This window comes from Bacillus sp. EE-W1 (genome assembly GCF_009760835.1).
GTDB lineage: Bacteria > Bacillota > Bacilli > Bacillales > Bacillaceae_G > Bacillus_A > Bacillus_A wiedmannii.
The window spans coordinates 1-15814 of the sequence record NZ_WIPE01000006.1; the positions used below are offsets into that span (position 1 = coordinate 1).

Below are 15814 nucleotides of genomic sequence, written 5' to 3' on the forward strand. Positions count from 1 at the left end.
GCAGTTCGAATCTGCCCCCCTCCACCATTTTATTTAAAATAACCTGAGAGGGTTTATTTTTTTGAAAAGATAACCATACTAGTAAATATTAATGGGCTATAGCCAAGCGGTAAGGCAACGGACTTTGACTCCGTCATGCGCTGGTTCGAATCCAGCTAGCCCAGCCATTAAGAGCCATTAGCTCAGTTGGTAGAGCATCTGACTTTTAATCAGAGGGTCGAAGGTTCGAATCCTTCATGGCTCACCATTTTCGCGGAAGTAGTTCAGTGGTAGAATACAACCTTGCCAAGGTTGGGGTCGCGGGTTCGAATCCCGTCTTCCGCTTTATTACTAAGGGGCCTTAGCTCAGCTGGGAGAGCGCCTGCCTTGCACGCAGGAGGTCAGCGGTTCGATCCCGCTGGCTCCATCTAAATAAAAAAGCTTACATCATATGATGTAAGCTTTTTTTGTATTTAAAAAGACAACTTTCATACTTGTCGTTTAAAATGAAGAAAATGTAAAAGTAAAGGATGGGGGATAATTGTGAAAGTTGTTATTGCATCTGATTCATATAAAGAAAGCTTAAAAGCTATAAAAGTATGTGAAGCTATTGAAAGAGGATTTGGAGCAATTTTTCCTAAAGCAGAGTACGTAAAAATACCAATTGGAGATGGAGGTGAAGGAACGGTTGATTCACTTGTGGATGCTACAGATGGAAGAATGATACCTCTTCATGTGACAGGACCGCTTAGAGAACGTGTACAAGCCTTTTACGGTATGTCTAAAGATAAAAAGACAGCGTTTATTGAAATGGCAGCAGCATCAGGATTACAACATGTTCCGGTTAAAAAGCGAAACCCACTTATTACAACGACTAAAGGAACCGGAGAGCTTATACTACATGCGCTAGACGAAGGAGCTGAGCACATTATTTTAGGACTTGGCGGAAGTGCTACAAATGATGGCGGAGCAGGTATGTTGTCAGCTTTAGGGGTCAGGTTTATAAATGGAAAAGGGGAAGTAATAGAGCCATCTGGAGGAACGTTACATTCGATTGTCGCTATTGATTTTTCATGCATGGATTCACGCTTACTGCATATAAAGATAGAAGCAGCATGTGATGTAGATAATCCGTTAGTTGGAATAAGAGGAGCATCTTTCGTATTTGGGAGGCAAAAGGGTGCGAATGCAGAGATGATGAAAGAGCTGGATGAGAATTTAAAGCATTATGCGAATATCCTTAAACAATACTTATCTTGCGACGTATCTAAAATACCTGGCGCAGGAGCCGCAGGAGGAATGGGAGCAGCTGTTATTGCAGTGTTAAAGGGAAACTTGCGGAGAGGAATTGAAATTGTATTAGACTATACAAATTTTGATAAGCATATAGAAGGAGCAGATTTAATTATAACTGGCGAAGGGAGAATAGATGAACAAACAGCATATGGAAAGGCACCTGTAGGTGTTGCGGAGCGTGCAAAGCATTTTCGTATTCCTGTCATTGCTATTGGAGGATCTGTATCTCCGAATTATCCAGCTGTTCATGAAAAAGGAATCGATGCAGTATTTAGTATTACAGCGAGTCCTATGACATTAGAAGAGGCATATAAAGTAGCGGAAGAGAATATCGAAATGACAGCAAAGAATATTGCCGCAGTATGGAAAATAGCATCAGAAAAACACTTCTAAATGTAGGAGTGTTTTTTATTATTATTTAATAATAATGATGGTAGTTGTTTCATTAAGTTAACTTTATACATAGAATAGTCTTGAAATTGGGTTTTTAAGGCGAATACAAGTGAATAATTTGTATATCCATACAGAAAAATGTCGAGTTGAGTCAGACTATATAAAAGATTTAAAATATTTAGTGAAGGCATAAAAGGGGGATACTATCTATGAAAAAAGAAATCTCAGTTATTGGAGTTCCAATGGATTTAGGACAGATGCGTCGCGGGGTAGATATGGGGCCGAGTGCAATCCGTTATGCAGGCGTAATTGAAAGAATTGAAGAAATTGGATATAACGTTAAAGATATGGGAGATATATGTATAGAGAGAGAAAAAGAAATAGATGTAAATACAAGCTTAAGAAACCTTACACAAGTTGCAACTGTATGTAACGAATTAGCAAGTAAGGTGGATCATATTATAGAAGAGGGACGTTTTCCACTTGTATTAGGTGGTGACCATAGTATCGCAATTGGTACATTAGCTGGTGTTGCGAAACATTATAAAAATTTAGGTGTTATTTGGTACGATGCACATGGTGACTTAAATACAGAAGAAACTTCACCATCTGGAAATATTCATGGCATGTCACTTGCAGCAAGTTTAGGGTATGGACATCAAACGCTTGTAGATTTATACGGGGCATATCCAAAGGTGAAAAAAGAGAATGTTGTCATTATCGGTGCACGTGCATTAGATGAAGGAGAAAAAGACTTTATTCGCAATGAAGGTATTAAAGTATTCTCGATGCACGAGATTGATCGTATGGGTATGACGGCCGTTATGGAAGAAACAATCGCTTATTTATCTCATACTGATGGTGTACATTTATCATTAGATTTAGATGGTCTTGATCCTCATGATGCACCAGGAGTTGGCACGCCTGTAATTGGTGGCCTATCTTATCGTGAAAGCCATTTAGCAATGGAAATGTTAGCGGAAGCTGATATTGTTACATCTGCTGAGTTTGTTGAAGTAAATACAATTTTAGATGAGCGAAACAGAACGGCAACAACAGCAGTTGCTTTAATGGGTTCTTTATTCGGTGAAAAACTAAAATAAATGTAAGAAAAGCAACTGAGAAGTTGCTTTTTTTATTTGAAAATAAGCGTATAATAATGATTTATATTATACTGTACGATAATAATGTTTGACATCTTACCAATTTAGACTAAAGGAGGGTTGTTTGTAATTGTCGTTTGTTTCATGTATGGTATAATTAACTAGTTGTTGGAAATACATACAGATAGAGCATAAAACAATATTTCAATATATGGATAGAATTGCTCGTAAGTAGGAGGAAGGGTTAGCATGCCTTTTGAAGATACGACCATTTTGAAATATCTTAGTACGGTATTAGATATTGCCGTTGTATGGTTTATTATATATAAGCTAATTCTCATAATCCGAGGGACGAAAGCTGTTCAACTTTTAAAAGGGATTACAGTTATTATTGTCGTTCGGATGATCAGTATTTTCCTTGAATTACATACGCTTTATTGGCTAACTGAGCAAGTATTAACGTGGGGATTTTTAGCCGTTATTATTATTTTCCAGCCAGAATTGCGAAGAGCACTTGAGCAGCTAGGACGCGGGAGTTTATTTTCGCGTACTGGAACTCAGGAGGACGATGAGCCTGAAATCGTTGCAACAGCGATAGCGAAAGCGACGGAATATATGGGAAAACGTAGAATTGGTGCATTAATTACTTTGTCAAAAGAGACTGGTATGGGTGATTATGTGGAAACGGGTATTCCGCTAAATGCAAACGTATCATCGGAATTACTCATTAATATTTTCATTCCTAATACACCTCTTCACGATGGAGCAGTAATTATGCAAGGAAGTACCATTAAAGCAGCAGCGTGTTATCTTCCGTTATCGGAAAGTCCTTTTATCTCTAAGGAACTAGGAACTAGGCATCGCGCTGCAATGGGAGTTAGTGAAGTTACTGATAGTATTACAGTAGTTGTGTCGGAAGAAACTGGCCAAATTTCTTTAACGAAAAATGGTAAGTTGCATCGTGATTTGAAGACAGAACAACTGAAAGATATGTTGTTAGCTGAATTTAGTGTGAACGAAAAAACGACTTCTTCGTCTTTATGGAATTGGAGGAGAAAGCGTCATGGATAAGTTAATGGAGAATCATTGGTTTCTAAAAGGGATCTCATTACTATTGGCGTGTATGCTTTTTATGTCAGCGACTTTAACTGAAAAAAATACGACATCGGGGATAATGCCTTTCGCAAATGATGCGAAAGAAACCTTAACTAATTATGCCATTAACCTTAAGTATGATGAAGAGAAATATATTGTAAGTGGTATTCCGTCAGAGGGCGTTAAGGTGAAGTTAGAGGGCCCAAAAGCAGCAGTTGCTACAGCAAAAGCGAAAAAACAATTTGATATACCAGTTGATTTGAGAGATAGCGAAAAAGGAACTTATGAAGTTTCTTTGAAAACGAACGGGCTTCCAGATGATGTGAAAGGAACAGTTCAGCCATCAACAATTAAAATTACTCTACATGAAAAAGCGAGAAAATACGTCCATGTAGACTTAAAATTATCAAATGAGGATCAAATGCCAGCGGGTTCTACTCTCGAAAAATCAAACATTAAACCTGATACTGTTGAGGTAGTTGGGACGAAAGAAGAAATTGAAAGTATTTCATCTGCTAAGGCGTATATTGATTTAAAAGGTGTTAATAAAACTGTTACAAAAACAGCCGAAGTTACATTATACAATAGAGAAGGAAAACGTTTAAATGTAAGAACGAGTCCATCTAAAATTAGTGTAACATTGAATGTGGCGACGCAAGCTACGGCCAATAATACTGAAAAAACTGTTCCTGTAGCGTATACGAAAAAGGGGAGTTTACCAGAAGGATTGGCCGTTACAAATATTAGCATTGAGCCGAGAGAAGTAACGATAGCAGGTCCAAAAGATATCTTGGATAATATACAATCGATAGAGGGGGTCGAAGTAGATCTTAGTCAATTGACAGAGTCTACAACATTCGATACCTCTGTTTTATTGCCAAAGGGTGTAACAAGTGCAAAACCGAATCAAGTGAAGGTTTCGGTAGGAGTGCAAAAAACAAAACAAACGAAAACAAGAACGATTGATGGTATATCAGTTCAAAAAAATGGACTTTCTAAAGATGTTACGGCCCAGCTACTTTCGCCGCAAGATGGGAAGATAAGCGTTGATATTTCAGGAGAAACAAGTATAGTAGATAAAATAACAGCTGCTCAAATAACAGCAGCCATTAATCTGCAAAATGTATCTCCGGGGACGAAGGATGTTTCTATTCAAGTGAGCGGTCCTGGTAATATTTCCATAGAGCCAAAGCAAAAAAGTGCTAAAGTCACAATTGTGAAGAAAGAAAATCCAGACAAAGAAGTACAGGGTAACGGTGAAAAACCAGATTCAAATAATAACCAAGATAATCAAACTGAAAAACCAAAAAATCCTGAAACTGAACCTAAGCCTGACACGGAACAGGAACAAAATAAAGAAAAAGAAAAAGAAAAAGAAACTAGTCAAGAGCCAACAAAAGAAACTAGTCAAGAGCCAACAGTAGATAATCAAAAAGAGCCAGAAAAAGGAGCGAATCATAATGGGTAAATATTTTGGTACAGATGGAGTACGCGGGGTTGCGAACCAGGAGTTAACACCTGAATTAGCGTTCAAAATTGGACGTTTTGGTGGTTATGTATTAACAAAAGATACAGATCGTCCAAAAGTAATTATCGGCCGTGATACACGTATATCAGGACATATGTTAGAAGGAGCTTTAGTAGCAGGTCTATTATCAACTGGAGCAGAAGTAATGCGCCTTGGCGTTATTTCTACACCAGGTGTTGCTTATTTAACAAAAGCGTTAGATGCACAAGCAGGTGTTATGATTTCTGCATCTCATAATCCAGTACAGGATAACGGAATCAAATTCTTCGGTTCAGACGGTTTTAAATTAACAGATGAGCAAGAAGCAGAAATCGAAGCTTTATTAGACAAAGAAGTTGATGAACTACCACGTCCAACAGGTACGAATCTTGGACAAGTGAGTGATTATTTTGAAGGCGGACAAAAATATTTACAATATATTAAACAAACTGTAGAGGAAGATTTCTCTGGTTTACATATCGCTTTAGATTGTGCGCATGGTGCTACGTCTTCTTTAGCTCCATACTTATTCGCGGATTTAGAGGCTGATATTTCAACAATGGGAACTTCACCAAACGGCATGAACATTAACGATGGAGTAGGTTCTACGCATCCAGAAGTATTAGCTAAATTAGTAAAAGATAAAGGCGCTGATATCGGTCTTGCCTTTGATGGTGATGGTGACCGTTTAATCGCTGTAGATGAAAAAGGAAACATCGTTGATGGCGATCAAATTATGTTTATTTGTGCGAAGTACATGAAAGAAACTGGTCAACTAAAGCATAATACAGTCGTTTCAACTGTTATGAGTAACTTAGGTTTCTACAAAGCACTTGAAGCTAACAATATCACAAGTGATAAAACAGCAGTTGGTGACCGTTACGTAATGGAAGAGATGAAGCGTGGTGGTTACAACTTAGGTGGAGAACAATCGGGTCATATTATCTTACTTGATTACATTACAACTGGTGATGGAATGTTAAGTGCACTTCAACTGGTAAACATCATGAAAATGACGAAAAAACCATTATCTGAGCTTGCAGGTGAGATGACAAAATTCCCACAATTACTAGTAAACGTTCGTGTAACAGATAAAAAACTAGCATTAGAAAATGAAAAAATTAAAGAAGTTATTCGTGTTGTAGAGGAAGAAATGAACGGTGATGGCCGCATTCTTGTTCGTCCATCTGGAACAGAGCCACTTATTCGTGTAATGGCAGAAGCACCAACACAAGAAGTGTGTGACGCATATGTACATCGCATTGTAGAAGTTGTGAAAACTGAAGTTGGCGCTGAATAATTCGATAAATTTATTGAAAAGGAGCACAAAAAGTGCTCCTTTTTCATATGTTTTATAGACGATGAAAAAAATTTCATTGACGGTTTATCCATGTTTGTTATAAGATGGTCTTGTTCTTTTTCTCAAAGGAAATATTGTAAATTATAGAAGCGCCAGAACTACAAGTAGTGTAGTTGACGAGGTGGAGTTTATCGAGATTTCGGCGGATGACTCCCGGTTGTTCATCACAACCGCAAGCTTTTACTTAAATCATTAAGGTGACTTAGTGGACAAAGGTGAAAGTGTGATGAGAGAAAAGGAACGGATGAAAACTAGCTGTATAAGTATATACGGACTTAAACCCAATCGAGAGGAAGGTGAAAGCCGTTACAAGCTTACAGGGCTAGCAATATGTAATCCGTTTTTTAGTATAAATAAAAATGGTATCGGACTATGTCGTTACATGTTCGCAGAGCAATGTAAGCATTTGTAACGGCGACTAAACATGTGTGGAATCGTAGGATTTATTGGAGAGCAAGATGCAAAGGAAATTTTATTAAAAGGTTTAGAAAAGCTAGAATATCGTGGATATGATTCAGCAGGTATTGCAGTACAAACAGGTAACGGTGTTGTTGTATACAAAGAAAAAGGTCGTATTGCAAAACTTCGCGAAATCGTAGATGAGAGCGTAGCAGCAAGCGTGGGGATCGGTCACACACGCTGGGCTACACATGGTGTTCCAAGCAAAGTAAACGCGCATCCGCATCAAAGTACATCAAAACGCTTTACACTAGTTCATAACGGTGTAATTGAAAACTATGAATTAGTGAAAAAAGAATATTTACAAGATGTAACGTTCGTAAGTGAAACTGATACAGAGATTATCGTACAGCTTATGGAACAACAAGTGAGCACAGGACTAAGTGTAGAAGAAGCGTTCCGTAATACGCTATCTCTTTTACATGGCTCTTATGCAATCGGATTACTTGATGCTGAAAATCCAAACATGATTTATGTTGCTAAAAACAAAAGCCCGCTATTAGTAGGTGTTGGTGACAACTTTAATGTTGTGGCGAGCGACGCTATGGCGATGTTACAAGTTACAGATCAATTTATTGAGTTAATGGATAAAGAAATCGTAATCGTAACGAAAGAAAGTATTACAATTAAAAACTTACAAGGTGAAACGATTGAACGTGCACCGTTTACAGCGGAATTAGACGCAAGTGATATTGAAAAAGGAACATACCCTCATTTCATGCTTAAAGAAATCGATGAGCAACCACTTGTAATCCGTAATATAATTCAAAAGTATCAAGATGAAAATGGCGAGATTGAACTGAATGCAGACATCCGCAATGCGATTTTAGATAGCGATCGTATTTACATCATTGCATGTGGAACAAGTTATCATGCAGGTCTTGTTGGAAAACAATTTATCGAGAAGTTTGCAAAAATGCCAGTTGAAGTGCATGTAGCAAGTGAATTCTCTTATAATATGCCATTATTAACAGAGAGACCATTCTTCATTTACATTTCACAAAGTGGTGAAACAGCTGATAGCCGTGCAGTACTTGTACAAACGAATGAAATGGGTCATAAAGCATTAACGATTACAAACGTACCTGGTTCTACACTTTCTCGTGAAGCTGATTATACACTTCCGTTATACGCGGGACCAGAAATCGCAGTTGCATCAACGAAAGCTTACACAGCACAGCTTGCGGTACTTTCAATTTTAGCTGCGGACATTGCTAAAGCGAAAGGCGAAGTTCTTGATTTTGATTTAACACACGAATTAGGACTTGTAGCAAATGCGATGATAGAACTTTGTGATCAAAAAGAAGAAATGGACGCATTAGCAAAACAATTTTTAGCAACAACTCGTAACTGTTTCTTCATCGGACGTAGCGTAGATTTCTACGTAGGATTAGAAGGTGCGTTAAAGCTAAAAGAAATCTCTTACATCCAAGCAGAAGGATTTGCTGGAGGAGAATTAAAACACGGTACAATCGCCTTAATTGAAAATGGTACACCAGTTATCGCACTTGCTACACAAGAGCACGTAAACCTTGGAATTCGTGGTAACGTGAAAGAAGTAGTAGCACGCGGAGCAAACCCATGTATCATCTCAATGAAAGGCTTAGAAATGGAAGGTGACAGCTTCGTATTACCAGCTGTACACGAAGCATTAGCACCGCTAGTAGCAGTTATTCCATTCCAACTTATTTCATACTATGCAGCACTTCACCGCGAGTGTGACGTTGATAAGCCACGTAACTTAGCTAAGTCTGTTACTGTTGAGTAGGAGATTGGTAGGTTAATAAATATAGCTTTAAAATAAATTTACGAATTTGTACCCCTTTAGATATTTTATCTAAAGGGGTATTTTTGTGCTGAAAAAGAACATCTAAAATTGGTAAGTGGATAGAACCCTATAGATTAAATTTTAACTTTATCAGATTCACTTTTATTTATCTGAATTTTCCGTTATCATTTTAAGTATTCGTGAACAATTTCCTTTATTACGACAAGAAGAGACAATAGATTCATGGACATTACAAGGGGGCTTATTATATGAAAGTGAAAGCAAAAACATATTTAAGTATAGAAGAGATTATTTCATTACCGGTCTTATCAAGTGCAAACATAAGTGATGATGGCGAAAACGTAGCATTTGTTAAGAAGAGCGCTAACTGGGAAGATAATACGTATAGAAATCATGTATGGATATATGAAGCAGATAAAGGGCAGAGTTACCCACTAACAAATGGGGATATAGATAGTATACATCCATTATGGTCTCCAGATTCCAAGAGCATTGCATACCTTAGCCCAAGCGGTGAGGGGGCTAATACAAATCAGATCTTTGTAAAATCAATAGAAGGTGGTAGTGAGGTTCAAATTACGGATGAGAAGGAAGGAGTTAATACATTCAAATGGGAGCCTACTGGTAAAGGTTTTTATTATATTGCACAGTCAAAAGAATGTGAGGAAATAAAGAAACGTAAGGGACTATATGGAGATTTTCACCATGTAGGTAAGGAACATCGGAATAATTGTTTATACTACGTTGAAATAGAAAAAGTGATACAAAATGATAAACAGGAACGGAAAGTTAGCGGTATTTATCAACTAACGAATGGTAAGGATTTTTATATACATAACTTTGATATTTCAAATGATGGGAAAAAGGTTGTATGTATGGCTACACCAAGCTTAAACGATTATATGAATGGTGATATATATATATTAGATGTTAGAGCTGGGGAACTACAAAAGATGAATATAGATAAGTTGTTAGGAGCGAGCGTCTGCTTTTCTCCTGAGGAAGATAAAATATGTTACGCAGCAAGCATAAGAGAGAAGGATTACTATAGAAATCATATACAAGATAATACATTAGAGATATATGATATGAATACTGGAGAGGTAATTCAACCTTTAACAAATTTTGATAGTACGGTTATGCCATTACAGTGGACAGCTAAAGGGATTTTAATTAGATGGCAGGATAAAACGAATTATCGTATTGGATTGCTATGTGAGGATGGCACTGTGGAAATGTTAAGCGAAAAAGTAGATGGCTTTATAATGGATGCCTCTATAACAAGGGATGGCAATCATATAACCTATAATAAGGCTATAACAAATGAAACCTTTGAAATCTATTTGGATGATAAAAAAGTAACAAATGAAAATAGCTTTTTCGAAGGAAGGCTTAAAAGTAACAGAGAAATCATCTCATGGAAAAGTAGTGATGGACTGGAAATAGAAGGAGTTTTATCAACCCCAGTAGAGTTTGACGCAAATAAAAAATATCCCTTATTAGTAGTAATCCATGGTGGTCCGAATTGGGCGTCCTTTCCGATATTTTCAGACTGTTTTAATGAGAAATATCCGATTGAACAGTTTATCGACAAAGGCTTTATCGTTTTAGAGCCAAACTATAGAGGAAGTTCTGGTTATGGTAATGAATTTTTAAAAGCAAACTATAGAAAACAAGGACTTGCTGATTATGATGATGTTATATCTGGAGTGGATGCACTAGTTGAAAAAGGGATTGTAGATAAAGAGAGAGTAGGGGTTATGGGATGGAGTAACGGAGGATATATATCAGCTTTCTGTTCTACATGTAGCAGTAGATTTAAAGCTATTTCAGTTGGGGGCGGCATTACGAACTGGAGTACCCATTATGTAAATACAGATATCCCTTACTTTATTAGCATGTATTTAGGAAATACTCCATGGAATGATCCAGAGGTATATAAGAAAACATCACCAATGACATATATTAAATCAGCCTGTACGCCTACCTTAATTCAACATGGGGAAAAGGATGTAAGAATTCCAATTACAAATGCATATGAGCTATATGAAGGGTTAAGAGATATGGAAGTTGATACGGAGTTAATTATATTTAAAGGAATGGCATATAGTTCGAATCAGCCAGGAATGAATGTGGCTATTATGAAGCAGAACTTGATGTGGTTTTCACACTATATTCTTGGAGAAAGCATGAAAGATTTTCGTACTATATAATGGATATCCGCACAGGGATTTTTCGTTGTGCAATTGTATCAGATTGTTGTAAACTGTATGCAAACCATTATTGAGAAGATTTAAATGATTATAGGGAACGGAATTCGGAGGACTAATATGACAGAGAATAAAAATGAGTTATCTGTAGAACAACGTGAAGAACTATTAAAAGTATTACAAGCTCGTTTTGAGAAAAACATGAACCGCCATGAAGGTCTTGAATGGGATAAAGTTGAAGTGAAGCTGGCTACTAATACTGAAAAATTATGGTCAATTTATGAAATGGAAGTAACTGGCGGTGAGCCGGATATTGTTGCTTATGATGAAGAGAAGGACGAGTATACTTTCTGTGATTGTTCAAAGGAGAGTCCTAAAGGGCGCAGAAGCCTTTGCTATGATCTTGAAGCGTTAGAGTCAAGAAAAAAACATAAACCAGAAAATAACGTTATTGATGTGGCAACTGCTATGGGCATTGAATTATTAACGGAAGAACAATATCGAGAGTTGCAACAGCTTGGGGATTTCGATATGAAATCATCAAGCTGGGTACAAACGCCTTCAGATATTCGAGAACTCGGTGGTGCTCTATTTTGCGATTATCGATTTGGACACGTTTTTGTGTACCACAATGGAGCAGATTCCTACTATGCTGCTAGAGGATTTCGTGGTTCGTTAAGAGTTTAAATTTGGAGTAAGTAGAAAAGAGCCTATACTTAGGCTCTTTTTTTTATTTATATTTTAAAAGTAAACGGTTACTACGCAGTTTTACTTAACTTATATGTTTCATGGTTGTTTTTACGGAAAAGTTTAGGGAAAACATAGCCATCTAATCCAATACGTCCAGCGTTATGACCTGCAACTAAAATGAACATAGTTAAAATAAGCAGATTTGGGTTTACACTAACAGTTCCACTTAGTAAAAATGAAAGATTCATTATAATTCCAAAGAATGCAGCAGTTTTTGTTAATCCACCTAAAATTAAACCTAGACCTACTAAAATTTCTCCCCATTGAACTAAAAAGCTAAATAGGTCTGCGTTTGGAAGAACAAAGTGTTGAAGGAAATCTGCCCACCAACTTTGTACGGCAGGGTGATCACCTGATGCCTGAGCAATAGCGCCCTTTAGAAAACCACTTGCATCAAAAGATTGTCCGAAAACTTTACCTATCCCAGCAGTGAGCCATGCATATCCTATGTAAAATCTTAAAAATAATAATATGAAAGCAGCACGTTTATCAGTTCTTAAAAAATTGATAACCATTGAAATCCCTCCAATATTTTATTTACATGTTTATTATATATCCATTGTGAAAAGATTCACAATGGATAAAGTGTGAACAAAAATTATGATTTTTCATTTGTACATAAAGTATTTGTAAATGAATTGTTTGGAGGGTGAACAATTCATGAAGGGAGCTCTTCACTAAAATATGTAGCTCCCATAGTAAACAGATTCATGTATGTTCTTTTAACTAGCTATTATTAGTTTATCTTGTCTTTTCCTTATTATTTCTCCGGTTTTATATAAGGAACAACTTGTGCAGTAACCCCTACAGAAGCACCGCGAATAAAGTCTTGGTTTTCTAATGCCTTAAAGTTTTCTGTTTTTCCTGTTAGCATAACCCCTAAGATTTTCACTTGATCGAATGGTTTGTCCTTGTTTGATTTTAAAAACTTCTGGATATCTTCGTCATGTCCATCGTCATCGTATTGGTTAAGTGAATCAACGAACTCTTTGTACGCTTCTTCAGGGGACTTGTCTGGATTAAATCCGTAAATTGGCATACCAGCGGGTCCTTTACTTTCATCTCCAATTGGTGAGGTCATGTATAACCATACAATGTTTAAGTTGTCTGGAATCTTCTCTTTAATTTCTTGTAGTGTGTAGGGCTGGTTGAAAGAGATAGCAACTTCGGCAACATAGTTGTTCATTTGTGAAACTTCCCCTAATTCATTTTGGACACCATCAAAATATTCCTTAATAGCGGGATTATAAAATGTTGCAAATTTTTTCTTTGTTTGTTTATCGTACTCATAGAACTCTTTATTGGACCAATAAAAACCAGGCGTTAATTCATTGGAATCGATATTGATACGGATCCAACCATAGGAGCTTGTTAATGTATTCCACGGGACTACGTAACCATTAATATTTTTAGAACGATTTGATATAATATTGCCGCCAAACATGGATGAATTACTCGTTACTTGAGAGTTAATTTGTACATTCGGTTCTGCAATTGCGTTATGTAAAAAGAGTCGTTCGTGAAGCTTCGTAGAGCTTTTTGCTGCGAAGTAATTGCCAACTTTATAAAGTATAGGGATAAGTATGATTACAACGATCATAGAGGTAATGATACTTTTAAATAAATGTTTCCTTTTAGCTTTTTTTAATGCATCTTTTAAAGAAGTATCCATTAAGATTTTCCTCCTATTTTTGAGTGAACTGCTTTACGTGCACGATGTAACTTTTGTTTGACGCTGTTTACTTGAATATCTAGTATTAGGGCGATTTCCTCATATGAAAAGTTGTAGTAGTACTTTAAAAAGAAAGCTTCTTTATACTCTAGTTTTATATCTTTTAATAGATAGAAAATCTCATCTTTATTTAAAACAGCGTCTAATTCTCGGTCTGTATATTGTAATTTTGAATAAATCTCTTCAGTTAAATAAATGTTTTGTTGCTCTTTTTTCCTTTTCAAGTCAATGTATTCGTTTAATGCGACTCTGAAAAACCATGGACGTATGTTACTCTCGGTTAGATTATCTAGCAATGTGTATACTTTATAGAAGGTATTTTGGATGATGTCTTCTGCATCTTCTTTTATAGCCCCTTTCGCTAATAGTAGTTTGAACACTTCCTCCCCTAAATTGATAAGATAGGAGGTCAATATATTTTCTTTTCCCATCACTTTTCCTCCCTACACTTATACAACGGATAGGTAATGATAAATGTATACACTTAAATTAAAATTTTGTTCTTTATACAAATAGAAAAGGCATATAACAATCATATGTTATATGCCTTTTCTAATATATACTTAGTAATTTATTTAGGTAATGTAAATTTAACTTTTTTACCTTGTGAAATATCTTTAGCTTCTTTATTTCTCATAGGTCCTAACTCAATCTCAAAGCTTTTGTCTTTCCAAATCTTTTCATACTGCTCTTGATCTAAAATATATACTTGTAGTAACTCTCCAGATGTTCCTGTTTTGACTGAAGCATTATAGTCATAATTTAATAGCATACCTTCATTAATCGTATATTGTGTACCATCATTCACTCTTAATGTAGAGCTTATAGGAGATAGTGAAACGTCTTGAGCATCTTTGTTATCAAGCTTGAATTTTACTGTTAACAGAACAAGACCGTTTTTAAAATTTGCAAAGCGTGGAGCTTCGACGGAATTTGGTGTGAATTGAGTGAATTGGTATCCGTCTAATGTAACATTAACAGCGCCTAATTCTTGGCTGTTATTAATACTTGATTTCTCTTTTAACATTTTTTTATCGCCCATGTTATTAGCTGTAGCTTTATCTTGGTAGAAAGTGTTATCTGTTGCAACCTTTTCAGCACCTTGTTTGTTTAAACTTAATGAAAAGCTTCCAGGACTTCCGATTGGAGCATCAAATTTTCCTTTATTAGCTTGTGCAGTTGGGACTGTGACTGAGACTGTTGAGAGACTTGAGATTTTCGCTAGATCATCTTTTCCGAATGGATACGCGATATAACCAGAAATAGTTTCCCCTGCTTTTACTAAGTAATCATTCGTTGGAGCAAGCTTAGTTGGTAGCTGATCTTCTTTTGGAATTAAATCTTTATAGTTACTATACGTTTTCTGCGCACCAGTAAATGACATGTCCAATGCTGGCATATAATAAATATCTTTAGCTGAACTATTTTTTACGCTGTAGTTCACAAGAATAACTCCGCCCTCTGTTTGACGATTAAACGGAATGTCGAAGTTTGTATGGAATCCATTTAATTCAACTAATGTGTAACCGTTCATTGATACTGAAACATCTTCAGCTTTATACACTTGTGGTTCCTTATTTTCAAAAAGAACTTTTGTTTTACCACCTGTTTCTTTTTCCATATAGGAAATCAGCTTAGAGTAATCGCTTGAGCTAGTAGCTGTATTTTCAGGCTTTTTATCTTCAGTTTTTTTATCTTCGGATTTTTTTTCTTCAGGTTTATTTTCTTTCGTTGTATCCGTTTTTTCTGTTTTGCTTTCTTTTGTTGTATTTTCTTTTTGTTCTTTATTTGTCGTATCGCTTTGACCACAGCCAGTTATTACAAACGCTGCTACGATTACTGTAGAAAATAAAGAAAGTAATTTTTTTGACATGTTTCTTCCCCCTATTTGTTTAAAACTAGTTGAGTCTGTATAATCAGACCGTTTACAACTCTCACATTAGCCCCACATTTTATTATAAAAAATGTAGCCAGTATTTACCAGTGTTTTTCTAATTATTTTAATTATTTAGTTATTGTAATATATTAAAATTAGTGGAAGATCGCCATGGAATATCGATTTTTATTTTTTTATCATTTGAAATATTACATCATATTGGTATGATAGAAATAGAGATATATGGAAAGGGGACAAGGACTTA

13 protein-coding genes and 4 tRNA genes are annotated in these 15814 nt (G+C 36.1%); 13 read left to right on the top strand and 4 right to left on the bottom strand.

Annotated elements, in window-relative coordinates; translation table 11 throughout:
- Positions 1–92 precede the first annotated feature (92 nt).
- From GFJ36_RS00710 to GFJ36_RS00770, 13 genes are all read left to right on the top strand, one after another.
- Positions 93–167 (top strand) — tRNA-Gln (locus tag GFJ36_RS00710).
- Positions 168–171: 4 nt separating this feature from the next.
- A tRNA-Lys gene (locus GFJ36_RS00715) sits at positions 172–247 on the top strand.
- Positions 248–252: 5 nt separating this feature from the next.
- Positions 253–324: transfer RNA gene (locus tag GFJ36_RS00720), tRNA-Gly, on the top strand.
- A gap of 10 nt (positions 325–334) precedes the next feature.
- A tRNA-Ala gene (locus tag GFJ36_RS00725) sits at positions 335–406 on the top strand.
- Between the two features lie 116 nt (positions 407–522).
- On the top strand, positions 523–1668 hold the full coding sequence (locus GFJ36_RS00730) for a glycerate kinase (protein WP_097907824.1): 1146 nt from the start codon (positions 523–525) through the stop codon (positions 1666–1668).
- 209 nt (positions 1669–1877) lie between these two features.
- Positions 1878–2771 (top strand): arginase, encoded by an 894-nt coding sequence (gene rocF / locus GFJ36_RS00735; protein WP_088061671.1) that lies wholly within the window; start codon positions 1878–1880, stop codon positions 2769–2771.
- 249 nt (positions 2772–3020) lie between these two features.
- Positions 3021–3842, top strand: a complete 822-nt coding sequence (gene cdaA / locus GFJ36_RS00740) for a diadenylate cyclase CdaA (RefSeq protein ID WP_097907823.1) — start codon at positions 3021–3023, stop codon at positions 3840–3842.
- Positions 3835–5334, top strand: coding sequence for a CdaR family protein (locus GFJ36_RS00745; RefSeq protein WP_098230817.1), 1500 nt, complete (start codon positions 3835–3837; stop codon positions 5332–5334). The genes cdaA and GFJ36_RS00745 overlap by 8 nt, the downstream gene beginning before the upstream one ends.
- Positions 5327–6673 (top strand): phosphoglucosamine mutase, encoded by a 1347-nt coding sequence (gene glmM, locus GFJ36_RS00750; RefSeq protein WP_098230814.1) that lies wholly within the window; start codon positions 5327–5329, stop codon positions 6671–6673. Before GFJ36_RS00745 ends, glmM begins: the two co-directional genes overlap by 8 nt.
- A gap of 286 nt (positions 6674–6959) precedes the next feature.
- Positions 6960–7145: a hypothetical protein gene (locus GFJ36_RS00755; protein WP_033659100.1), complete on the top strand. Its 186-nt coding sequence runs from the start codon at positions 6960–6962 to the stop codon at positions 7143–7145.
- A gap of 12 nt (positions 7146–7157) precedes the next feature.
- Complete coding sequence (glmS, locus tag GFJ36_RS00760) at positions 7158–8960, top strand: glutamine--fructose-6-phosphate transaminase (isomerizing) (protein ID WP_098230812.1); 1803 nt, start codon at positions 7158–7160, stop codon at positions 8958–8960.
- Between the two features lie 269 nt (positions 8961–9229).
- Positions 9230–11194: a S9 family peptidase gene (locus GFJ36_RS00765; RefSeq protein WP_098230809.1), complete on the top strand. Its 1965-nt coding sequence runs from the start codon at positions 9230–9232 to the stop codon at positions 11192–11194.
- Positions 11195–11311: 117 nt separating this feature from the next.
- Positions 11312–11878 carry a DUF4256 domain-containing protein gene (locus GFJ36_RS00770; protein ID WP_088061681.1) on the top strand — a complete coding sequence of 189 codons (567 nt, stop codon included), beginning with the start codon at positions 11312–11314 and terminating at the stop codon, positions 11876–11878.
- Positions 11879–11949: 71 nt separating this feature from the next.
- On the opposite strand, the gene GFJ36_RS00775 is transcribed toward GFJ36_RS00770, so the two are convergent.
- The 4 genes from GFJ36_RS00775 to GFJ36_RS00790 form a co-directional block, all read right to left on the bottom strand.
- On the bottom strand, positions 11950–12456 hold the full coding sequence (locus tag GFJ36_RS00775; protein WP_087984974.1) for a DoxX family membrane protein: 507 nt from the start codon (positions 12454–12456) through the stop codon (positions 11950–11952).
- 245 nt (positions 12457–12701) lie between these two features.
- A complete protein-coding gene (locus GFJ36_RS00780; RefSeq protein WP_088061683.1) occupies positions 12702–13613 on the bottom strand; it encodes a sigma factor regulator N-terminal domain-containing protein in 912 nt (303 codons plus the stop codon).
- Positions 13613–14104: an RNA polymerase sigma factor gene (locus GFJ36_RS00785; RefSeq protein ID WP_088061685.1), complete on the bottom strand. Its 492-nt coding sequence runs from the start codon at positions 14102–14104 to the stop codon at positions 13613–13615. The genes GFJ36_RS00780 and GFJ36_RS00785 overlap by 1 nt, the downstream gene beginning before the upstream one ends.
- Positions 14105–14244: 140 nt before the next feature.
- The gene (locus GFJ36_RS00790) at positions 14245–15546 is read right to left on the bottom strand and encodes a DUF5068 domain-containing protein (protein WP_098230807.1); all 1302 of its coding nucleotides are present in this window, start codon (positions 15544–15546) and stop codon (positions 14245–14247) included.
- Positions 15547–15814: the final 268 nt, after the last annotated feature.

What these genes read in the sequence shown, in the direction of transcription:
- rocF (WP_088061671.1), top strand. Translation starts at nt 1,878, where the DNA reads ATGAAAAAAGAAATCTCAGTTATTGGAGTTCCAATGGATTTAGGACAG.
- cdaA (WP_097907823.1), top strand. Translation starts at nt 3,021, where the DNA reads ATGCCTTTTGAAGATACGACCATTTTGAAATATCTTAGTACGGTATTA.
- GFJ36_RS00745 (WP_098230817.1), top strand. Translation starts at nt 3,835, where the DNA reads ATGGATAAGTTAATGGAGAATCATTGGTTTCTAAAAGGGATCTCATTA.
- glmM (WP_098230814.1), top strand. Translation starts at nt 5,327, where the DNA reads ATGGGTAAATATTTTGGTACAGATGGAGTACGCGGGGTTGCGAACCAG.
- GFJ36_RS00755 (WP_033659100.1), top strand. Translation starts at nt 6,960, where the DNA reads ATGAGAGAAAAGGAACGGATGAAAACTAGCTGTATAAGTATATACGGA.
- glmS (WP_098230812.1), top strand. Translation starts at nt 7,158, where the DNA reads ATGTGTGGAATCGTAGGATTTATTGGAGAGCAAGATGCAAAGGAAATT.
- GFJ36_RS00765 (WP_098230809.1), top strand. Translation starts at nt 9,230, where the DNA reads ATGAAAGTGAAAGCAAAAACATATTTAAGTATAGAAGAGATTATTTCA.
- GFJ36_RS00770 (WP_088061681.1), top strand. Translation starts at nt 11,312, where the DNA reads ATGACAGAGAATAAAAATGAGTTATCTGTAGAACAACGTGAAGAACTA.
- GFJ36_RS00775 (WP_087984974.1), bottom strand. Translation starts at nt 12,456, where the DNA reads ATGGTTATCAATTTTTTAAGAACTGATAAACGTGCTGCTTTCATATTA.
- GFJ36_RS00780 (WP_088061683.1), bottom strand. Translation starts at nt 13,613, where the DNA reads ATGGATACTTCTTTAAAAGATGCATTAAAAAAAGCTAAAAGGAAACAT.
- GFJ36_RS00785 (WP_088061685.1), bottom strand. Translation starts at nt 14,104, where the DNA reads ATGGGAAAAGAAAATATATTGACCTCCTATCTTATCAATTTAGGGGAG.
- GFJ36_RS00790 (WP_098230807.1), bottom strand. Translation starts at nt 15,546, where the DNA reads ATGTCAAAAAAATTACTTTCTTTATTTTCTACAGTAATCGTAGCAGCG.